This window comes from Moraxella marmotae (assembly GCF_042219885.1).
GTDB lineage: Bacteria > Pseudomonadota > Gammaproteobacteria > Pseudomonadales > Moraxellaceae > Moraxella > Moraxella marmotae.
The window spans coordinates 2,194,851-2,214,347 of record NZ_JBHJHR010000002.1 but is presented as its reverse complement, the minus strand read 5'-3'; the positions used below and the strand labels follow the sequence as shown (position 1 = coordinate 2,214,347).

Here is a 19,497-nt window from a genome sequence, read left to right as displayed (position 1 = left end):
GGATAAATGAACAAACAAAGGGGCGATTGATGAGCGGTCAAAAGCAAGCAATTAACATTGGCATTGTCGGCGGTACAGGCTACACTGGCGTTGAGTTATTGAGAATTTTAAGCCGTCACCCACAGGCAAATATCTGCTATTTGACTTCCAGAAGTGAAGCTGGGCGAGCGGTGCATGAGATATTCCCAAGTTTGCGTGGCGTCTGTGATGTGGTGTTTAGCGACATGACAGATGCGGTGATGGCTCAGATGGCAGCAGAATGCGATGTGGTCTTTTTTGCCACGCCGCATGGTGTGGCGATGACGCACACGCCAGCGTTGATTGCCCAAGGGGTGAAGGTGATTGATTTGGGGGCGGATTTTCGCTTGCAATCATTGGGCGACTTTGAACGATGGTACGGCATGGCACACAGTTGTGCCGATGTGCTGGCTAATGCCATATATGGCTTGCCAGAAGTCAATCGCCAAAAAATCGCCACCGCAGCAGTGATTGCCAACCCCGGCTGCTATCCGACGACGGCAATCTTGGGGCTAAAACCTGTGATTGATGCCGAAAATGCACAGGGCGAGCCTTTGGTGTCAGGGCGGATTATCATCGATGCCAAATCTGGCATTTCAGGGGCAGGGCGGCAGGGCAAACTTGCCATCAGCTATGCCGAGACGGCAGATAATTTTAGTGCGTACGGAGTGGCAGGGCATCGCCACACACCAGAGATTTGCCAAGGGGTGAATGAGATTTTGTCCGCCAAATTTGCCCAAAAAATCCGCTTTGTGCCGCATTTGGTGCCGATGATTCGGGGTATGTTTAGCACGATTCATGTGCCTTTGAGCCAGCAGGGGGCTTTGGTGGATTGGCAGGGACAATTTGAATCGGCATATCGTGATGAATATTTTATTGATGTACTGCCAACAGGCATACTTCCTGAGACACGCTCGGTCAAGGCGTCAAACAAATTACGCATCAGTGTCCATCAAGACGATGACATGCTAACCATTTTGGTGGTGCAGGACAATTTGGTCAAAGGGGCGGCAGGGCAAGCGGTGCAAAATATGAACATTTTGTTTGATTTGCCTGAAACCACAGGGCTTGAGCTGGTGGCGGTAATGCCTTGATGGATAGCCAATATTTGTTTATTATTAACTTATTTAATAATAAATGATGAATAATCAATAGCAAATTAAAAATTCACCCAAACCGCTTTGTTGCTTTGGGTGAATTTTTTATAGCATTATAAAACAGCACTCTAATAAATGAGTAATATTTTTGTGCTACAATGCTTTTGCACAAATTGCGTTTGGCATACATGGCATTGTGCCAAATTGCATTTTGTAAAATTGCGTTTTGCACAAATTGTTTTTGATTGTGGTTAAGCGATTGACAATTGACTTTGTTGGCTTATGGGGATAAATATGCAGAAAAATTCTCGTTTTCAACGCCAGTCTGGCATCAGTTTTTTAGTGATTTTGGTTTGGATATTGCTGGCGGCATTTGCTTTGGTGATTGGTTATTTATTACTCAATCCAAGCCTTGTTACCAAACCCACGCCCCAAGAGTTGCCTGCCGCTACTGCCAGCACCGATGACACTTGGCAGCCGACCATGGCAGATGACAAAAACAAAACTCACCCTGACACGCCAGCACCGATTGCGTCTTATCATGATGCGGTCAGCCGTGCAGCAGGCTCTGTGGTCAATATCTACACCACACAAAACATCACTCAAACCTACTCAAACGACCCAGTGTTGCAGCAGTTTTTGGAGCGGTATTATGGCGGCGGTACATCGCATCAGGGCAACAGTCTAGGCTCTGGCGTGGTGGTGTCAAAAGATGGCTACATCATCACCAATGCTCATGTCATCGAAGCGGCAGATGAAATCGTGGTCGCTCTAAACGATGGGCGTAAGGCACGAGCCAGCATTGTCGGCAGTGATAAAGAAAGTGACTTGGCGGTGATAAAGGTTGAGCTGGACAATCTGGTGCCGATGGCGTTTCGTGCCGAACCAATCTTGGTTGGTGATGTGGCTTTGGCAATCGGCAATCCCTTTGGCGTCGGTCAAACCGTTACCCAAGGCATCATCTCTGCCACAGGGCGTGCAGGCTTTGGCGTGAGTAGTTTTGAAGACTTTATCCAGACCGATGCAGCGATCAACCCCGGCAACTCTGGTGGGGCGTTGGTCGATGCCAATGGTGCATTAATCGGCATCAACACGGCGATTTATTCTCGCACTGGTGGCTCAATCGGTATCGGTTTTGCCATTCCAACACAGATTGTCAAAAAAGTCATGCAAGATCTCATCGCCACAGGTCGAGTCAGTCGTGGCTGGCTGGGCATCGAGATGGCGGCGATGGCGGACGACCCCACTCGTGTTGAGAGCCATACAGGCGTGATGGTGGCAAAAGTTTGGCAACACGGCCCAGCAGCCAAGGCAGGCGTGCAAGCAGGCGATGTCATCAATGCCGTCGATGGCACGCCCATCAAAGACAGCAACAGCTTAATCGGCATGGTGGTGCAAAAATCCCCCGGCACAACCTTAACGCTGGACATCAGCCGCCAAGGTCAATCGCTCAAATTGCCCGTGGTACTGTCCGAACGCCCCAATGCCACTGCTCAAAATCAAGGCGAAACAAGCGGCACAGCATCGCCTGATGAACAAACATTGCGGTATCTATTGGAGCAAATCGAGCAGCTACGCCAGATGCAGCGTTAAACCGTGACTGATAACCAATCATTGAATGGATTGAAATTTTCAATTTATTGAAAAGTTAAAAAGTTAAAAATTGGACAATAAAAAACACCAAAGCATTGACTGATTTGGTGTTTTTTTATGATTTAATTGATTTAAATAATTAGACAATTGAATAATTTAACCAATCAAACCAAAAAACTGCAACAAAAACAACACAGTAAAGCCAAGCAAAAAGGCAATACAAGCCAAAGTGTACCATTTCATTGCAGGGCTGATTTTGCCGTGTTTTTTGATTAATGAATAGTTCAGATAAGCAAAAATCGGTGCGGTAACAAATGCCGAAATCATGGCAAATTTTAATAATGCCGCCATTTGTCCCAAGAAAAAGGCAATCAAACCGTAGCCTGCGACGATGGTAAAGGCCGTCCATCTGCTGACATATTTTTCGGTATCGGCGGTGCTGCCTGTCAAAATCAGTGATAAACTCTCGGCATTGGTGCGACCGTAGCCGTCAGCACAGGTGATGACCGTGCCATACATGCACAAAAAGGCGATGGCGGCGACCAGCATTTTTGACCAGCTGCCGATGGTTTCGGTGTACATCTGTATCAGTTGTGGCACATAAGCACCGCCTTGCATGGCAATCTCTTGACCTGTGCCATATTGGACAAATACGCCCAACGCCAGAAAAAATAACGCCAAAATTGCCGAAGTCAGATAGCCGACATTAAAATCAACCATGCCCTGAAAATAGCTGGTTTTTTCGGCGTGAATTTTTTTGGCTGTCCAAACTGAAGTGATGGCAGAAAACTCAAGCGGTGCAGGCATCCAACCCATCAAAGCGATGATAAAGCCCAACGCCGCCAAATTCCACGGTGATGCTGGGATAAAATCAGCAGAAATCGCCGAAGGTTTGCCAGCGGCGATAAAGACCGCTGCCACAGTCGCCACCGTCAAAGACACGATAATCCACTTAGTCAAGCCATCAAGCAGCTTATAATGACCGGCAAACAACAGCAGCCAAGATGTTACCATCACGATGCCAGACAGTGCCAGTGTGTTTAGCTCCCATGGCAGCATTTGCCCCAAAATCACCGCACACAGCAGAGCAACTGCCCCTGTACTAATCACCCCTGAGATGATGCACAGGATAAAAAATGCCCACAAATACAGGCGTGAAATTTTGGCATAACCTGCCACTAAACTGTCGCCAGTGCGGTAGGCGTATTCGGTTCCAAAGCGATAAAAAGGATATTTTGCCAAATTGGCAAGGATAATCATAATCGCCAATTGCCAGCCGTACAACGCCCCAGCTTGAGTTGATGCCACCAAGTGCGAGCCACCAATGGCAGCCGATGCCATCAAAATCCCCGGCCCAAATGATTGCCATGTTAATTTTTTGTCAGCGTTTGCTGCCGTATCATTCATAGAGTCAAGCTCCTTAAAACTGATGATTAAAAACCAGTGATTTAAAACCAGTGATTGAAATTTAAATTACAATTTAAACCCAGATTTAAAACCGATAATCAAAGTTAATAACCAAAATAAATAAGTTAAACTTAGCAATAAACCTGCCAAGCAAAGCGATGAATTTGACCGCAATCAGCCAAACTTAGTCAATAACCACAATTGCTTGATGGTGTTCGATAAATAACCATACCTTAGCACATTCATCAGTAAAATAATACAAAATTTCAGGAATGGGTATTATAACTAAAACCAAAAATTGAGCGGTGAGCAGTTTGTCAAACAATTTACTAGACAAATTTGGGTAAATTGCCGTAAATCTGGGCAATTTTGGGGCAAAATTAATGCAAAAAAAGCAAAAATATGGCAAAATAGGGGCATTTGATTGTGATTGATAAGCATTATGAAAGAATCCTTACGCCACCGTTTAGATCAGATGGTTGATCGCTTTGAAGAAGTGACCGCCTTATTGTCCGATCCTGAGACCATCAGCGACAGCAAAAAATTCCGTGAATTGTCCGTGGAGCATAGCGATTTGTCCGAGATTGCCGCTGCTTGGACGAAGTTTTTGCAAGCCGAATCGGACTTGGCGACCGCTCACGAGCTTTTGGCAGATCCTGATATGAAAGAGATGGCAGCCGAAGAGATTGACGCTGCCAAGGCGACGATTGGCGAGCTTGAAGATTTGCTCAATGTGATGATGCTGCCAAAAGATCCCAACGACAAGGCGACGGCATTTTTGGAAATCCGTGCTGGCACAGGCGGCGATGAAGCGGCGATTTTTTCGGGTGATTTGTTCCGCATGTACCAAAAATACGCCCAATCCCAAGGCTGGCAAGTGGAAGTGCTGTCTGCCAACGAAGGCGAGCATGGCGGCTATAAAGAAATCATCAGCCGTGTGTCTGGCATGGGTGTGTATGGTAGACTGAAGTTTGAAAGCGGTGCGCACCGTGTGCAGCGTGTGCCAGCCACTGAATCACAGGGGCGAGTACATACATCGGCTTGTACGGTGGCGGTGATGCCTGAAGTTGAGATTGATGACACGGTGCAGATTAACCCTGCCGATTTACGCATTGACACCTATCGCTCAAGCGGTGCAGGCGGTCAGCATGTCAATACCACCGACTCTGCGGTGCGTATCACGCATATCCCAACTGGTGTGGTCGCCGAATGCCAACAAGAACGCAGCCAGCACGCCAACAAAGAAAAAGCCATGAAAATGCTGGTGGCACGCATTTTGCAAGCCAAAGTCCAAGCACAGCTTGACGCCACCAGTGATTTACGCCGCAATCTGGTGGGTAGTGGCGACCGTTCTGAGCGGATTCGCACTTACAATTTCCCCCAAGGGCGAATGACCGACCACCGCATCAATCTGACTTTATATAAACTTGATGCCATCATGGAAGGGGATTTGACCGAATTGCTTGACGGCTTATTGCGTGAGCATCAGGCAGATCTGATGGCAAGCGTCGGCGGCGAAATCTAAACCAAGCGGTGATTTATCAAGCACCCAAGCGTTTGGGTGCTTTTTTATACATTGGTGATTGATAATGATTTACCGTTTGATTGGCTTTTATGATTTACTCTGATAATGCGTCAAATTTTTAGAAAAATAATCATTTGATGATTGAAATTTGTCGATAAATCGTCCATAATATAGCCATTGATAATCGTTATCGTTATTATTTATATTTTAAAACTTATAATACTGTTGAGCCAATTTTGGCATTTTTTATGGGTGAAGGCGTGGATAATTCTAAAAAAATCAAGGCGTTGGCATTGTCAATCACAGCGGCATTGCATAGCTTGGTGGGAATTGGCTTGGTCAATATGCAGATGAGTCCTGTGGTGATACCAGACAATACACCGCCGATTGAGATTGAGCTGGTAAAACTTGAGCCAATCGTCTTAAACAATCTGGAATCACCAGAGCCGCCCAAGCCGATGGATTCGGTCGCAGCACCAGCACCTGCGCCAGCACCAGCCGCTGCACCGCCAGCACCGAGCAAATCCACTCCAAAAGATCCTGTCAGCCAGCCTGAGCCGACAGTAACGCCTAAGCCTGTTATTCAGCCTGAGCCTGTGATTGAACCCACACCTGAGCCTATGCTTGAGCCTGAACCCAAGCCTGTTCCTGAAACGCCAAAACCTGAACCCAAACCAGACATTCAGCAAATACTAGAGCAGCAGCGTCAGCAAGAAGTTTGGGCGGCACACCAAAAACAGCTACAAGAACAAGCTGAGCGAGAAAAAGAGCTGGAGCGACAAAAGGCCGAACAAGATCGCATCGTCAAAGAGCAGGCCGAGCGTGCTGCCCAAGAACGAGCAAAAGCTGAGCAGGAACGACTTGCTAAAGAGCAAGAGCGACTCGCCAAAGAAAAAGCCGATCGTGAAGCCAAAGAACAAGAACGACTTGCCAAAGAAAAGGCTGACCGTGAAGCCAAAGAGCGAGCCGATCGTGAAGCTAAAGAAAAAGCCAGGCAAGCTGCCGAAAATGGCAACGGCAAAAACGGCAATCATGCCAATGGCAAAGACGGTGGTAAGGCAAATGGCGTCGCTGGTGGTAAGGACGGTGGCAAAGATGGCGGCAGTCCCAATGGTAAACATGGCGGCAAAGCTGGCGGTACTGGCACCAGCATTGTCGAAGGTAATTTGGGCGATGTTACCAATGCCAGCTGGAAAAACGGACCAAAAACCGGTGATTTTTGTTCGGCAAAAGCAAATATCCATACCGTCGTTCAAGTCAGCTTTAGAGTGGACGCCCAAGGCAAAATTTCCAATGTCAAACTCAGTGGCAGCACAGGCGATCGTGATTTGGACAGGCTCACCATTCGTCGAGTCGGTGTTGCTCGTCTGCACCCATTTACCGAAAACGGCGTAACTCGTGTGGGCAATGCCATTTTCTCATTGCAGATAAATCTGCTCAAAGATGAAGCGTGTACTTACGGTCGTTAATTTATTATTTAATCAAATTTAAATTATATTGAAAAACTAAGGTGAAGTTATGGATTTTACAATTTATTGGTCGCATACCGACGCAGTCAGCAAGACACTATTTTTTATCTTATTGGCATTGTCGGTGGTGTCGTGGGTGGTCGGTATCGTGCGTGTGCTAAACTCTCGCCGCCAAGCGACAACGATTGCCGATGATTTGGCGACACAGGTTGATATTGCCAAAGTTAGTGAACTGGCATTTGACCAGCGAAAAATGGTTACTGAACAAAAACTGCTCCAACAAATCGCTCGCCATCGCTACGAGCTTGAAAAAGGCTTGCCAGTGCTGGGTACGACAGCGTCAATTGCACCGTTCATTGGCTTGTTTGGTACGGTTTGGGGGATTTTTCATGCCTTGCACAGCATTGGCGTAACAGGTCAGGCAGGTCTGGCACAGGTGGCAGGTCCTGTGGGTGAAGCCTTGATTATGACAGGTCTAGGTCTGGCAGTGGCGATTCCTTCGGTAATTTTTTATAATGTTTCAACACGCATTAACAAGCGTGCGTTACACATCGCTACCGATACAGCACATCAAATCTTGGCGAAGGTCGCACAATAAGGGGGCGGTATGGCGTTTGAGCTTGGCAACCAAGACAACAATGGCATGAATGAGATGAATTTGATTCCGCTCATTGATATCATGTTGGTTTTGATGATTATTTTTTTGGTGACGGCAACCGTGCTAAATCCCAGCGTGCCACTGGATTTGCCAAAAACAACAGCAACGGTCAATGAGATGCCGCCTGAAGTGCTACAAATCAGCATTGATAAGACTGGCGAGATTTATTGGGATCGTGAAAAAATCACTTTAGATGAGCTAACTCAGCGATTTACTCAGCAGACACAAGGCGGACAAAATCCGCAGGTCAATCTGCGTGCCGATAAAGAAGGTAAATACGACATGGTCGCTCAAGTGCTGGCGGTGGCAAGCCAAGCAGGTCTTAGCAAAATCGCCTTTGTCAGCGAATAAAGTTTTAAGATTAACATTTATAATTAACTTATTTATAGTTTAATTATAATTGAAAAAATCCTACAGGTGAGCTTGTGGGATTTTTTTTGGGTTTTGTTTTTAATTTAATGATGATTTATAAAAATTAACAATCATGCCACATCTTTGCGGATATGCTTTCGCAAACAAAACAGCATCACCGCCAAAAAAGCAAACATCACCATCATATCGCCAAAAGCAGTGAACTCGCCCCAGTATTTGCCATTGGCAAAAATAAAGGCAAAAAATGTGTGCAATGCCGCCATCAACAAAAACAGTCCAGCCCAAGCCAAATTGAGCCGTTGCCAGCCTTTGGCGGTCAGGTCAAACACCGAGACAAACAGCCGTTTGACAATCGGGCTTTTGTCTTGGCTAAATAACGGCGAAATCAAAAAGCCAACAGCAAAGGCAAGGTTAATCAGCACCGCCTTTAGCATGATATAAAAAGCATCGGACAACGCCAAAGTCAAACCACCAAAAACAACCGTCATCAATAGCACAAACCATTGCTGCTTTTCAAGGCGGTATTTTTGGCTGATGAATAAATAGCCATAAACAGCGATGGTGGTGGCAATAAGCCCCAGCGTCGCCACCAAAATGTGGTTATTGTCCTTGCCAGCCGTACCAATCAACTGCAACAAAGGGTGGTTGCTGTCGGCAGGATCGGTGGTTTTGTACAATACAAAAAAAACAATCAGCGGAATATAGTCAAATAAAGCTTTCATCATCAATACTTCATAAAAATTTGCCTTATTTTACACTGTTTGGCTGCCGATGTGGGCAAAAAATCACGCCAAAATCATGCTTTTGGTGGTTTGTTGTGTTTATTTTACCTGATTTTGTTCATTGATTTTGTGAATAAATAACAAAGTGGCAAAATCTTTGCTTGAAAAGTATCAGTTATGTAATTATAATGTAAATGATAGTAATTATTATTTCTATCATTAATTATAGGAGTGAAAAGATGCGTAATCGTCAGGGTGCTGCCATCATGCACAATAAAATGGTGAAAAATGTATTTAAAATGTCGGCTTTGAGCGTGGCGATATTCTCAGCCCAGCTGTCTTTTGCTGAGCAGGCAGAACAAGAAGATACCAGTGCCAAGCCTTTGGTGGTGCTTGATACCATGGTGGTAACATCACAAAAAACCACACGCTATCAAAAAGGCAAGGATCAGCAATTTGACCAAAATATTGTGAATTTTTATAAGGATAAAGACGAAGTCGAGCGTTATAAAGGCGTTAGCCCAGCCGATTTGTTAAGCGGCGTTCCTGGCGTATATAGCAGTGATGCACGAAATAACGGTGCAATTTCACCCAATGTCCGAGGGCTACAAGGTGAGGGTCGTGTGCCTGTGGTGGTCGATGGCACACGGTCAGAATTTACCGTTTATCGTGGCTATACGGGGGTCAATAACCGCACCTATGTCGATCCCAATCTCATCAGCGAAGTAACTGCCTATAAAGGTGCAACCGAGCTTAAGCACGGCATGCCAAACGCCATCGGTGGGGCGATTGTGCTAAATACCATCGATGCCAAAGATGTTATCCCAGAAGGCAAAAACTGGGGTGTGAATGTCAAATATGAAACGAATAATAATTCAGTTAAACCACGATACCCAAATATCCCTTATGGTGAAAGTTACGATACGCCAGAAAATTTCTGGTGGATGTTTGAAGATGCAAACCCCAACCTATATATCCCATTAAAAGCAAGTGGCAAAAACAAGTTTTTTGATGATTATGCTTTTCGTTTGGCGGTCGCTGGTAAAAGTGATTTGGCAGACATTATGTTGGCTTATAGCAAACGACAGCAAGGCAATTATTTTTCAGGCAAAAATAATAGTGATATTTATCAAACTCGCTTTGATAACAAAAATGAGGAAGAGGGGGAGGTATTGCACTTTGCTGAATTTGCCCCACCAAACCATGAAGTACCCAACACATCCAATAAAAACGAATCATTTCTATTAAAAAATAATTGGTATTTACCAAACAATCAAGAGGTTAATGTCAGTTACCGCCATAGCGATTTGGAGTATGGCGAAATTATGAACTCAAGATCAACCTATGCGGATTTTGTAAAGCGGATTTTTGATTATGGACCAAATGCCAATATTGGTGTTCAATGGACGCCAGCAAAGATTCAACAAAATGTAGGTCGTATTGATTATAAATTCAATCCTGAAGATAACAAGTGGGTTAATTTTAAATCAGGCGTGTGGTATAGCAATACACACAGCCGTAACAATAGTAGTGGCGGTCCAATTGCAGCACCAAAAATTACAGGTGCTCAATACTTTACTGAAATTCTGTTAAAGCTGGTGGATAAGCCAGGTTGTCTTGAAACCTTTAATGCCGCCACCAAATCGGACGAGACTTCAAAATTAGATCCGTCGGCTTGTAAACTTGATGTAGAAGATTTTGCAAGTGCAAAAGAAAATGTCAAAAATCTTATTGGATATGAAGAACCAGATTTTGGCAAGCAAATTATCAATAGTGCTGTGCATATCAATAAAAATAAGCATTTTGGTGTTGACTTATCAAACACCATGGAATTGCATCCAACACTAAATCTTACCGTAGGCACTAATATACACAAAGAAAAGCTGAGTGGCGAGCTGGCAGGGAAGACAGGATTTTGTCAAACCATTGGTGAAACAGGCGAATGCATTGATGGCTATGATTCAGGTTATATATTCCCACCAAAATCAGGTGAACGCCATCAGTATGATGCTTGGTTTAATTTCAACTGGCAACCGACAGATAGATTGACATTGACAGCAGGGGGGCGTTGGGGTAGATACAGTATTAATGACAAACAAGCCGATGAAAAAATAAAGAGTAAAGAATATTATCGAGCCGATCCTGTATGGCGTCGTGTATATACCGAAGATAAATTATTAACCAAAGCAGACTTTGATAAAATGAGAGAACTGGGTTTGGCGACCGATGTGGCTGTTACCACTTGGTTTGATTGCCATGCCTATATTGATTATTTGGGGGGAGGGTATCAGAAAACACGAGGTGGTGATCAATGTACAACATTTGGTAATCCAGTTTTAAAAGGCGAAGAACGATATTGGTATGCTGACAGCAATGGTAAATTCCACAAAGAAGATTTCCCCATAAAATCTACTAGAGATGGACATGTCATATCAGGAGGTGTTGAACAGGTTAAGCGAAGAAGCGAAGATGAGAAGCACGAGCCATTTGGTACAACTCGCGACAAAGCCTTTGATCCATCATTCTCTATAAGCTATTTGATGACACCATATAGCCGTTTGTATGCACGCTATGCACAAATGACACGCTTCCCGTCTATTTATGAACACTCATCGGGTTTTTCTGAGAAATTATATCGAGGTAATGAGCGAGCGGTTTTTAATCGCAGCTTCAAACCTGAGCAGGCACGCAATTTTGAAATTGGTATGGTGCAGGATTTGACAAATTGGTTGCCTAAGGTACAGACGGCACAGTTAAAATTAAATTATTACCATAATAAAATTCATAACATCTTAGATAGAGACAGCGATAATCAACCGTTAAGTTTCTTTACTCAGTATGATCGCTTAAGTACTCGCGGTCTAGAACTTCAAGGACAGCTGGATGCAGGTCGCATTTTTGCAGATATTGGCTATAGTCGCTTATTGGAAAATAAGGTTTGTGATGCAGATGCTGCCCATGCAATCCGATATAATGATGTATATACAAATTTCGACAGTCAATTTCAAGTACCTGAATGTTACACTGGCGGTTTTCCAAACAGTTATCTGCGTGGCTTAATACCACCAAAACACACCTTGACAATCAATCTTGGTACTCGTCTGCTGGAGGATAAGTTGATTCTTGGTACACGATTCACTTATCAATCAAAACCTAAAAAAGTAGAAATATATGGCAATGGCGTGTATGGTGGCGGATTAAATAACGGTTTAGATCCTTATGGCTGGGGGGCGTATCACACTTTTGATGCTTATGCTGATTATCAAATTAAACCCAATGTTAAATTATCATTGATTGGCACTAATCTAAACAACACCTATCACCCAGATGCTTTGACACGCACTGCAGTGCCAGCCCCTGGCCGCACAATCAAACTGGGCGTTGATATGAAGTTTTAACATTTAGTTACAACTTTAGCAGAAATAAAACTTGCATTTTGGCAAGTGTTAATATAATATCAATAGTGTAAATGATAATAAATATCAAAATTATTATCATTTACAAAAATTCAATCCTATCGCTGTATCAAAGGAGACAAATTATGAGATTATTAAAATCAGCATTAACAACTGGCGTCATCATGGGTGTTTCAATAGTAGCCATGGCGAATGTTGTGGGTGCATCCAGCAATGTTCAAAAAGTACAAGTTGGTGCTATCCAAGATGATAAACATGGCTTAAAAAACGAGGGTGTTGGCATTCAAGTTGTTAATAAGCAATCAACTTCGACAGTGGTCAATAAATTCGTCGATCTTGGTGGTTTAAAAGCCAAATCTGAAAAGACTTTTACACGCGTTGCAACCAATATCGGTGGACAGGATGCTGCTGGCGTGGTGCAGCTTGATTTTAATAAGTGGAACTTGCCAAAATTTATCCCTGATCATAAGCCGCTGGGTAAGTTTTCTTATCAAGAATTGCCAAACAATGTTTACTTTGGTGAGTGGCATCAAGGTAGCAGCACCAATGCCAACGATGCCGATCGCACAGTGTTTTATGTGGGTAAAGACGCTCAAAGCACACCAACATCAGGCAAGGCGACTTATCAAGTTGTCGGTATTAACCAATACAATGGTTCGGTCAATGGCTTATGGCAGGGCTGGACAGGCAAGGCAACCACCGCACAGCCAAACAATCTGCTGACAGGCACATTCACCGCCGATTTTTCAGCCAAGACGCTAAACGGCACGCTAAATCGTGGCGTTAATGGTGGTGCAAATGTTACCAATACGCTAAATATTAATGCTGGTATCGACAACAGCGGTGCGTTTGATGGTACAGCCATTGCCAATAACCATGTGTCAGGCGAGACTAAGGGGCAATTTTTTGGTGCAAATGCAGCTTCGTTGGCAGGTGTTGCAACTTTTGATGGTAATCACAAATTTGATACAGCTTTTGGTGGTTCAAAAAAATAATTTTTGCTCGATTTGGGTTTGTTTGGGCTTGATTGTGGCTAAATTATGAATCACAGGTGTATTATAAATATAATAACAAAACAAAAGATTGTTAATTGGTATTAACAATCTTTTGTTTTGTTAATGATGATAATGATGGATGGATTGGTATGAAATATGCTTGTTTGTTGCTGTTGTTTTGTAGTCATCTTGTATTGGCGCAAGATGATGAGGGGCGATTTTATTTGCAATTTCAACAAAAAAACAATCAATATCAACAAGATGAAAACACAAAAGAAAAAACCGTACTGCCCCAAGAGCAATCGGCAAGATTTTTTGATGAAGCGTCATCAGTACAAGACAGCAAGACAGCTTTTGATGAGGCGCAGCTGACTCAGCTGATTTTTATTAGCATCAATCAACGAGATTGGCAATCGCTGGCCACTTATTTGGATCAATATCAACAGTTAGATGAGTACAGTGAAGTGGTGGTGCTTTTTGCCAAAGGCGTGTTGGCAAAACAGGCCAAAAGGTATGCCGATGCTCAAGCATATTTTTCCCAAATGCTGGCATTGGATGCTGATTTTTTGCGAGGCAAATTGGAATTGGCTCGCTTATTATTTGATGATAAGCAGTACAAACAAGCAAAGCAATTATTTAATGAGATAAAACCACAGCTACCACCGCAGACGGCACAGGTGGTGGATGTGTATTTACAGGCCATTGAGCAGCGACAGTCGTCAGGCTATGCGTCTGTTGGCATGGTATATAATACCAACATCAATCATCAACAAGGCAAAAGTGAATGCTACCAGAGTGTGATGTACCACGGTGAGTCAATTTGCACGCATCGGCGTACCGCCGAATCACCAAGGCAGGATTTGGGCTATCATTATCAAGCCAGCATCAGCCAAGATATATGGACAACAAGGCATCATGCGATATACACCAAAGGCTTGCTGTATGGCACGGCTTATGATACCGAAAAATCCGACAGTCAGCAGACGCTATACATAGGCATCGGATATAAATACCAAAATGCCAAGCAAACTTTGAGTTTGTTACCATTTTATGAACAGTACCGTCTAGCAAGTCATAAACTGTATCAAGGTTATGGGTTTAGTGCTGAATATCGTTACAATTTAACAGACAAAATGTCTGTCAATTTGCAGCAAGATTATCAAAAAAACCACTTTAGCGATAACAGAGTCAAATTATTTAATGATGGCAGTTTGCTTAGTCAATATATAACCATCAATCAGCAGATTGGCGATGGCACTTGGGTTTTTTATGGGTTAAATCATCATCATAAAAATATCCGTGATAAATCCAGTTCGTATCGGCAGTGGGGCGGCCGCTTGGGGTTGTATCATGTTTTTGCCAATCAATCCAATCTCACGGCATTGGCTCATTACAAAAAAACCAAGCATCAACAAAGCAACTTATTTATCGATGAAAAAATTGCCAATTACAAAGAATATGGCTTATCGGTTCAATATGCCATGCCGAATTATCAGGTGGCAGGCTGGCACCCTGTCTTGGGATATAAATACCAAAAGCAAGCTGCCAACATTGGCTGGTTTTATGATTATTCCGCCCAAGAAGTGTCATTAAAACTACAAAAACATTTCTAATTTCTAATATCTACCCCTTTTAAAAAACAAAACAAAGACCCAGCATCATCACGATATTGGGTCTTTGTTTGTATTACCAATAAGATTTTACTAATGTCAATCAGCTCATAGCAACACTATCTTGGCTTGTATTGGCTTTGACAGTGGGCGATAGTGGCATGATGGGCGAAACCAACGCCACCGCCAAGACTTCATCAATATTTTCAACTGGCTGAATGGTTAAGCCTTCTTTGACATTGTCTGGGATTTCTGCCAAATCTCGCTCGTTGGATTTTGGAATCAAGACATGCTTGATGCCGCCACGATGTGCTGCCAGCAGTTTTTCTTTGAGTCCGCCGATACGCAGCACCTTACCACGCAAGGTTACTTCGCCAGTCATCGCCACATCAGCACGGATAGCGATGCCAGTCATCGCCGAGACGATGGCGGTGGTCAGAGCGATACCAGCCGATGGGCCGTCTTTGGGCGTTGCACCTTCGGGCATATGAATGTGTAAATCGGTGTTTTTGAATTTCTCATAATCGATGCCAAAGCGTTCGCCATTGGCACGCACGACACTCATCGCCGCACGGATAGACTCTTTCATGACATCGCCCAGTGAGCCAGTGAACACCAACTCGCCTTTGCCCTGCATGGTTGCCGACTCGATGGTCAAAAGCTCACCACCGACAGAAGTCCACGCCAGTCCTGTGATGCGTCCGATTTCTGGCTCTTTTTCGGCAAGTCCGTAGTCGTACGGCTTAACGCCCAAATAATCGGCGATATTGGCGTCATCAATGTGCAGCGGCTCAACTTTGACGCCTTTTTTGGGTTTGATACCGTAGGTTTGTACTTGCGAGCGTACCGCTTTACGGCTGATTTTATTAATCTCACGCTCCAAATTACGCACGCCTGCTTCACGAGTGTAGTGGCGGATAATGCTGGTTACTGCTTCATCGCTGATTTGCAATTCATCGGTTTGCAGGCCATTTTGTTCCAGAGCTTTTGGTGTCAGATAATTTTTGGCAATCGCCAATTTTTCGTCTTCGGTATAGCCCGGTAAGCGGATTACTTCCATGCGATCAAGCAAGGCAGGCGGAATGTTCATGCTGTTGGCGGTGCAGATAAACATCACTTGCGACAAATCCAAATCAAGATCCAAATAATGATCATTAAAGGCTTTGTTTTGTGATGGATCAAGCACTTCTAATAATGCCGATGCAGGATCGCCACGGAAATCCTGTGCCATTTTGTCAATTTCATCAAGCAAAAACAGCGGATTTTTGACCTTGACCTTGGATAGCGATTGCACGATTTTGCCGGGCATCGCACCGATATAAGTGCGGCGATGGCCACGGATTTCAGCTTCATCTCGCACACCGCCCAATGCCATACGCACAAATTTACGCCCAGTGGCACGAGCGATACTCTCGCCCAGCGAAGTCTTACCTACCCCCGGTGGGCCAACCAAGCACAAGATAGGGCCACGGATTTGCTTAACACGAGATTGTACCGCCAGATATTCTAAGATGCGATCTTTGATGTCGTCCAAGCCGTAATGATCTTTATCTAAAGTTTCTTTGGCTTTGTCCAGATTGATGCTGACTTTGCTGGCTTTATTCCAAGGCGTGTCCAAAATCCACTCAACATAGCCACGCACCACAGACGCTTCTGATGAGCTGGCTGGCATCATTTTGAGTTTTTTAAATTCGCTTTCGGCTTTTTTGCGGACATCATCAGGCAAATCGGCATCTTTTAGGCGATTTTCAAGTTCGGTGTCTTCGTCATCGATGCCGTTATTTAGGTCTGACAGCTCGGATTTGATGGCTTTCATTTTTTCATTGAGAAAATACTCTCGCTGATTGTTTTCCATCTGCTTACGCACGGTGTCTTGTAGCTCGTTTTCGATGCTGCGTTCGGTTTTGGTTTGTGTGAAATATTCGGTCAAAGTGGTGAAATATTCCGCAGCATCGCCAGACTCCAGCAGACTTTGTTTTTTCTCAATTGGCAGCTGCGTGCGTGTCGCCACAAAATACATCAGCTCCAGCAGATTTTCAATATCGCTTGCCACACGCATGATTTCACGGAAATTGCGTAACGCACCTTCGGCATATTCGCCAAACATCTCCAGTAGGATAGCTTTTTGGGCTTCGATGGCAGCTTGGTCAAGCTCAAGCTCGATAGCACTTGGGGTAAATTTTGCCATCAAGCTATCATTTGCACCGCCAGCACTGCTGATGCTACCGACTTTGACTCGCTCAACGCCTTCGATGAGCACCTTTAGGCATTTTTCGTCCGAATCGTGCGGCATGGTGCTGACGATGCGGCAGCGTGTGCCGTATTGGTACAAATCTTCGATGTCGATTTCTTCGGCGAGTGAGTCTTTTTGGGAGACGACAATCAAATCGCCATCGTGATGCTCTTGGGACAGCTCAATGGCACTGATTGACTGCTCACGGCCGACAAATAGGGCGATTTGCATGTGCGGATAAACCACCACATCACGCACCGCAAGCAGTGGCAGGGTGTTGGACTTAGATGTACTCATCGTTATAATTCCTTAGGTTTTGTGATGCAGATTTTATGGTGGCGGCGGTGGCAAATTACAAGTTTTGGATTAATTTTAAACCAAAAAAACTTTAAAACTTTAAAAAAATGCTCAGTTAAACACTTGGCAAATAGAAGTCAATTACCAACCGCCATCAAGCAGTGGTTAAATTTTGATGAAATGAGAAATTTGAGAAATTTTGCCGAATTGTCTAGATTAATATTGGGGTTAATACATTGATTTATCATTCATTTTTACAGTATTTTTATAAAATTTTTACACCATTTTTATAAAAAATCCAAGTATTTTAAGGTATAATACCAAGGTTTTTTTAGCGATTGAAAAGGTGCGGACGCTTGGGGTTTGGTGGCGTCTGTCTGTTTACTGATTTTTTGGGGTGTTTATGATAAATGCGGTTTTATTGGCGGTGGTGATTATGGTGGGCTTATCGCTTATGCGTGTGCATGTGGTGCTAAGCCTTGTCATTGGTGCGTTGGTGGGCGGTATTGCAGCAGGTTTGCCTGTAACTGATACTTTAAATGCGTTTCAAGACGGCATCAAAAATGGTGCGCAGATTGCTCTGTCTTATGCGATGCTTGGGGCGTTTGCGATGGCGATTGCCCATTCTGGCTTGCCGCAGATGCTGGCAGATAAACTGATTGTCAAGATTAACAGTGCCACAGGGGCGGGCAAAGTCAAATATTTGCTGTTTGTGATGCTGGTAGTGATGGCAATGATGTCGCAAAATATTGTGCCGATTCATATTGCCTTTATTCCGCTGATTGTGCCGCCGCTGCTACTGGTGATGAATCGCTTGCGGATTGACCGCCGTGCGATTGCTTGTATTTTGACCTTTGGTTTGGTCAATACTTATATGTTTGTGCCTTATGGCTTTGGTGATATTTTTCTTAATCAAATTATCCTAAAAAATATCAACGACGCCGGCATGGTAACAGGCGATATCTCGATGATGCAAACGATGCTGATTCCTGCGGCAGGTATGTTGGTGGGGCTTTTGACGGCATTATTTGTCAGCTATCGTAAGCCAAGAGATTATCAAGACAGTTATCACAATGCCCAAAATGCTCTAAATGCACAAAATAGTCTAAATACCCAAGGCGTTTCGGCAGCTGCCAGCACCACGCCGCCTAAGAGCATTAACATTGTGATTGCCATTTTGGCGATTGTGCTGGCGTTTGTGGCACAGCTAAGCACGGATTCGCTGCTTATTGGTTCATTGGTGGGCTTTGCGGTGTTTATGGCAACTGGTGTGGTCAAGTGGCGTGATGCCAATGATGTATTCAATGACGGCATCAAAATGATGGCGATGATTGGCTTTGTGATGATTTGCGCTCAGGGTTTTGCTGAAGTGATGAAAGCCACAGGGCAAGTCAATGCCTTGGTTGATAGCACGGTGGCGTTATTTGGCGACAATAAGATGCTGGCGGCATTTTTGATGTTGCTTGTTGGTTTGGTGGTAACTTTGGGCATCGGTTCGTCATTTTCGACCGTGCCGATTATTGCTACCATCTATGTGCCGCTGTGCATGGCGATGGGCTTTAGTGTGCCAGCGACTGTGGCACTGATTGCCACGGCAGGCGTGTTGGGTGATGCAGGTTCGCCAGCATCTGACTCGACTTTGGGCCCAACGATGGGACTGGACGCTGACGGTCAGCACGACCATATCCGTGATTCGGTGATTCCCACTTTTATCCACTATAACATTCCGCTGATTATTTTTGGCTGGATTGCGGCGATGGTGTTGTGATTTTATACTCAATCCCATTCAAAGCTGTATGTCGCACGCTTTGAATGGGATTTGAGCATGAATTTTGGGTTAATATAGATGGTATGGTACAGTAGTTATATCCATTATTTTCTAATTCAATAAAATATTGGTGCAATACCAAAATAATGTAATATGGCAATATAACCAATTTGCTCCACTTCCCATTGAACATAAGTAAATTTTTTTTCATTTTCAGACTGATGATATAAATCAAAGTTTTTTAAAGAAAACTGAAGTTAATTGGCTTATAATTTGATTCAAACCCCAAAGTATTGCCAATATTATTCATAATACTA

16 protein-coding genes are annotated in these 19,497 nt (G+C 44.0%); 11 read left to right on the top strand and 5 right to left on the bottom strand.

Annotated elements, in window-relative coordinates; translation table 11 throughout:
* The first annotated feature begins 29 nt into the window (after window positions 1–29).
* Window positions 30–1,112: an N-acetyl-gamma-glutamyl-phosphate reductase gene (gene argC / locus ACFBZI_RS10220; RefSeq protein ID WP_375716222.1), complete on the top strand. Its 1,083-nt coding sequence runs from the start codon at window positions 30–32 to the stop codon at window positions 1,110–1,112.
* A 297-nt stretch (window positions 1,113–1,409) separates the two neighbouring features.
* Complete coding sequence (locus ACFBZI_RS10215; RefSeq protein WP_375716221.1) at window positions 1,410–2,708, top strand: S1C family serine protease; 1,299 nt, start codon at window positions 1,410–1,412, stop codon at window positions 2,706–2,708.
* Window positions 2,709–2,864: 156 nt separating this feature from the next.
* On the opposite strand, the gene ACFBZI_RS10210 is transcribed toward ACFBZI_RS10215, so the two are convergent.
* Window positions 2,865–4,115, bottom strand: coding sequence for an NRAMP family divalent metal transporter (locus ACFBZI_RS10210; RefSeq protein ID WP_375716220.1), 1,251 nt, complete (start codon window positions 4,113–4,115; stop codon window positions 2,865–2,867).
* A 442-nt stretch (window positions 4,116–4,557) separates the two neighbouring features.
* On the opposite strand from ACFBZI_RS10210, the gene prfA reads away from it, so the two are divergent.
* The 4 genes from prfA (at window position 4,558) to ACFBZI_RS10190 (ending at window position 8,118) form a co-directional block, all read left to right on the top strand.
* Window positions 4,558–5,640 carry a peptide chain release factor 1 gene (gene prfA, locus ACFBZI_RS10205; RefSeq protein ID WP_375716219.1) on the top strand — a complete coding sequence of 361 codons (1,083 nt, stop codon included), beginning with the start codon at window positions 4,558–4,560 and terminating at the stop codon, window positions 5,638–5,640.
* Window positions 5,641–5,900: 260 nt separating this feature from the next.
* Entirely contained in the window at window positions 5,901–7,109 is a 1,209-nt protein-coding gene (gene tolA / locus ACFBZI_RS10200) for a cell envelope integrity protein TolA (protein ID WP_375716218.1), read from the top strand.
* A 49-nt stretch (window positions 7,110–7,158) separates the two neighbouring features.
* Window positions 7,159–7,707 (top strand): MotA/TolQ/ExbB proton channel family protein, encoded by a 549-nt coding sequence (locus tag ACFBZI_RS10195; protein ID WP_375716217.1) that lies wholly within the window; start codon window positions 7,159–7,161, stop codon window positions 7,705–7,707.
* 9 nt (window positions 7,708–7,716) lie between these two features.
* Complete coding sequence (locus ACFBZI_RS10190) at window positions 7,717–8,118, top strand: ExbD/TolR family protein (protein WP_375716216.1); 402 nt, start codon at window positions 7,717–7,719, stop codon at window positions 8,116–8,118.
* 131 nt (window positions 8,119–8,249) lie between these two features.
* Here the strand turns inward: ACFBZI_RS10190 and ACFBZI_RS10185 are convergent, their stop codons facing one another.
* Both ACFBZI_RS10185 and ACFBZI_RS10180 read right to left on the bottom strand, forming a co-directional pair.
* Entirely contained in the window at window positions 8,250–8,861 is a 612-nt protein-coding gene (locus tag ACFBZI_RS10185) for an inner membrane-spanning protein YciB (RefSeq protein WP_375716350.1), read from the bottom strand.
* A 250-nt stretch (window positions 8,862–9,111) separates the two neighbouring features.
* The gene (locus ACFBZI_RS10180) at window positions 9,112–9,264 is read right to left on the bottom strand and encodes a hypothetical protein (protein ID WP_375716215.1); all 153 of its coding nucleotides are present in this window, start codon (window positions 9,262–9,264) and stop codon (window positions 9,112–9,114) included.
* Between ACFBZI_RS10180 and ACFBZI_RS10175 the strand changes: the two genes are divergently transcribed.
* The 3 genes from ACFBZI_RS10175 to ACFBZI_RS10165 all read left to right on the top strand — a co-directional run bounded on the left by ACFBZI_RS10175 (window position 9,251) and on the right by ACFBZI_RS10165 (window position 14,885).
* Window positions 9,251–12,259 carry a TonB-dependent receptor domain-containing protein gene (locus tag ACFBZI_RS10175; RefSeq protein ID WP_375716214.1) on the top strand — a complete coding sequence of 1,003 codons (3,009 nt, stop codon included), beginning with the start codon at window positions 9,251–9,253 and terminating at the stop codon, window positions 12,257–12,259. The genes ACFBZI_RS10180 and ACFBZI_RS10175 overlap by 14 nt on opposite strands.
* 143 nt (window positions 12,260–12,402) lie before the next feature.
* Window positions 12,403–13,272 (top strand): Slam-dependent surface lipoprotein, encoded by an 870-nt coding sequence (locus ACFBZI_RS10170; RefSeq protein WP_375716213.1) that lies wholly within the window; start codon window positions 12,403–12,405, stop codon window positions 13,270–13,272.
* 149 nt (window positions 13,273–13,421) lie between these two features.
* Window positions 13,422–14,885, top strand: coding sequence for a surface lipoprotein assembly modifier (locus ACFBZI_RS10165; protein ID WP_375716212.1), 1,464 nt, complete (start codon window positions 13,422–13,424; stop codon window positions 14,883–14,885).
* Between the two features lie 100 nt (window positions 14,886–14,985).
* On the opposite strand, the gene lon is transcribed toward ACFBZI_RS10165, so the two are convergent.
* The gene (gene lon, locus ACFBZI_RS10160; RefSeq protein ID WP_375716211.1) at window positions 14,986–17,412 is read right to left on the bottom strand and encodes an endopeptidase La; all 2,427 of its coding nucleotides are present in this window, start codon (window positions 17,410–17,412) and stop codon (window positions 14,986–14,988) included.
* A 24-nt stretch (window positions 17,413–17,436) separates the two neighbouring features.
* On the opposite strand from lon, the gene ACFBZI_RS10155 reads away from it, so the two are divergent.
* Together ACFBZI_RS10155 and ACFBZI_RS10150 are read left to right on the top strand one after the other, a co-directional pair.
* On the top strand, window positions 17,437–17,652 hold the full coding sequence (locus tag ACFBZI_RS10155) for a hypothetical protein (RefSeq protein WP_375716210.1): 216 nt from the start codon (window positions 17,437–17,439) through the stop codon (window positions 17,650–17,652).
* 163 nt (window positions 17,653–17,815) lie between these two features.
* Window positions 17,816–19,180, top strand: coding sequence for a Na+/H+ antiporter family protein (locus tag ACFBZI_RS10150; RefSeq protein ID WP_375716209.1), 1,365 nt, complete (start codon window positions 17,816–17,818; stop codon window positions 19,178–19,180).
* Between the two features lie 111 nt (window positions 19,181–19,291).
* Here the strand turns inward: ACFBZI_RS10150 and ACFBZI_RS10145 are convergent, their stop codons facing one another.
* A complete protein-coding gene (locus tag ACFBZI_RS10145; RefSeq protein ID WP_375716349.1) occupies window positions 19,292–19,381 on the bottom strand; it encodes a DUF3732 domain-containing protein in 90 nt (29 codons plus the stop codon).
* Window positions 19,382–19,497 lie beyond the last annotated feature (116 nt).

Bases quoted from the DNA above. Each gene is read 5' to 3' on its own strand.
- argC (WP_375716222.1), top strand. From the start codon at position 30: ATGAGCGGTCAAAAGCAAGCAATTAACATTGGCATTGTCGGCGGTACA.
- ACFBZI_RS10215 (WP_375716221.1), top strand. From the start codon at position 1,410: ATGCAGAAAAATTCTCGTTTTCAACGCCAGTCTGGCATCAGTTTTTTA.
- ACFBZI_RS10210 (WP_375716220.1), bottom strand. From the start codon at position 4,115: ATGAATGATACGGCAGCAAACGCTGACAAAAAATTAACATGGCAATCA.
- prfA (WP_375716219.1), top strand. From the start codon at position 4,558: ATGAAAGAATCCTTACGCCACCGTTTAGATCAGATGGTTGATCGCTTT.
- ACFBZI_RS10195 (WP_375716217.1), top strand. From the start codon at position 7,159: ATGGATTTTACAATTTATTGGTCGCATACCGACGCAGTCAGCAAGACA.
- ACFBZI_RS10190 (WP_375716216.1), top strand. From the start codon at position 7,717: ATGGCGTTTGAGCTTGGCAACCAAGACAACAATGGCATGAATGAGATG.
- ACFBZI_RS10185 (WP_375716350.1), bottom strand. From the start codon at position 8,861: ATGAAAGCTTTATTTGACTATATTCCGCTGATTGTTTTTTTTGTATTG.
- ACFBZI_RS10180 (WP_375716215.1), bottom strand. From the start codon at position 9,264: ATGGTATCAAGCACCACCAAAGGCTTGGCACTGGTATCTTCTTGTTCT.
- ACFBZI_RS10170 (WP_375716213.1), top strand. From the start codon at position 12,403: ATGAGATTATTAAAATCAGCATTAACAACTGGCGTCATCATGGGTGTT.
- ACFBZI_RS10165 (WP_375716212.1), top strand. From the start codon at position 13,422: ATGAAATATGCTTGTTTGTTGCTGTTGTTTTGTAGTCATCTTGTATTG.
- lon (WP_375716211.1), bottom strand. From the start codon at position 17,412: ATGAGTACATCTAAGTCCAACACCCTGCCACTGCTTGCGGTGCGTGAT.
- ACFBZI_RS10155 (WP_375716210.1), top strand. From the start codon at position 17,437: ATGCAGATTTTATGGTGGCGGCGGTGGCAAATTACAAGTTTTGGATTA.
- ACFBZI_RS10150 (WP_375716209.1), top strand. From the start codon at position 17,816: ATGATAAATGCGGTTTTATTGGCGGTGGTGATTATGGTGGGCTTATCG.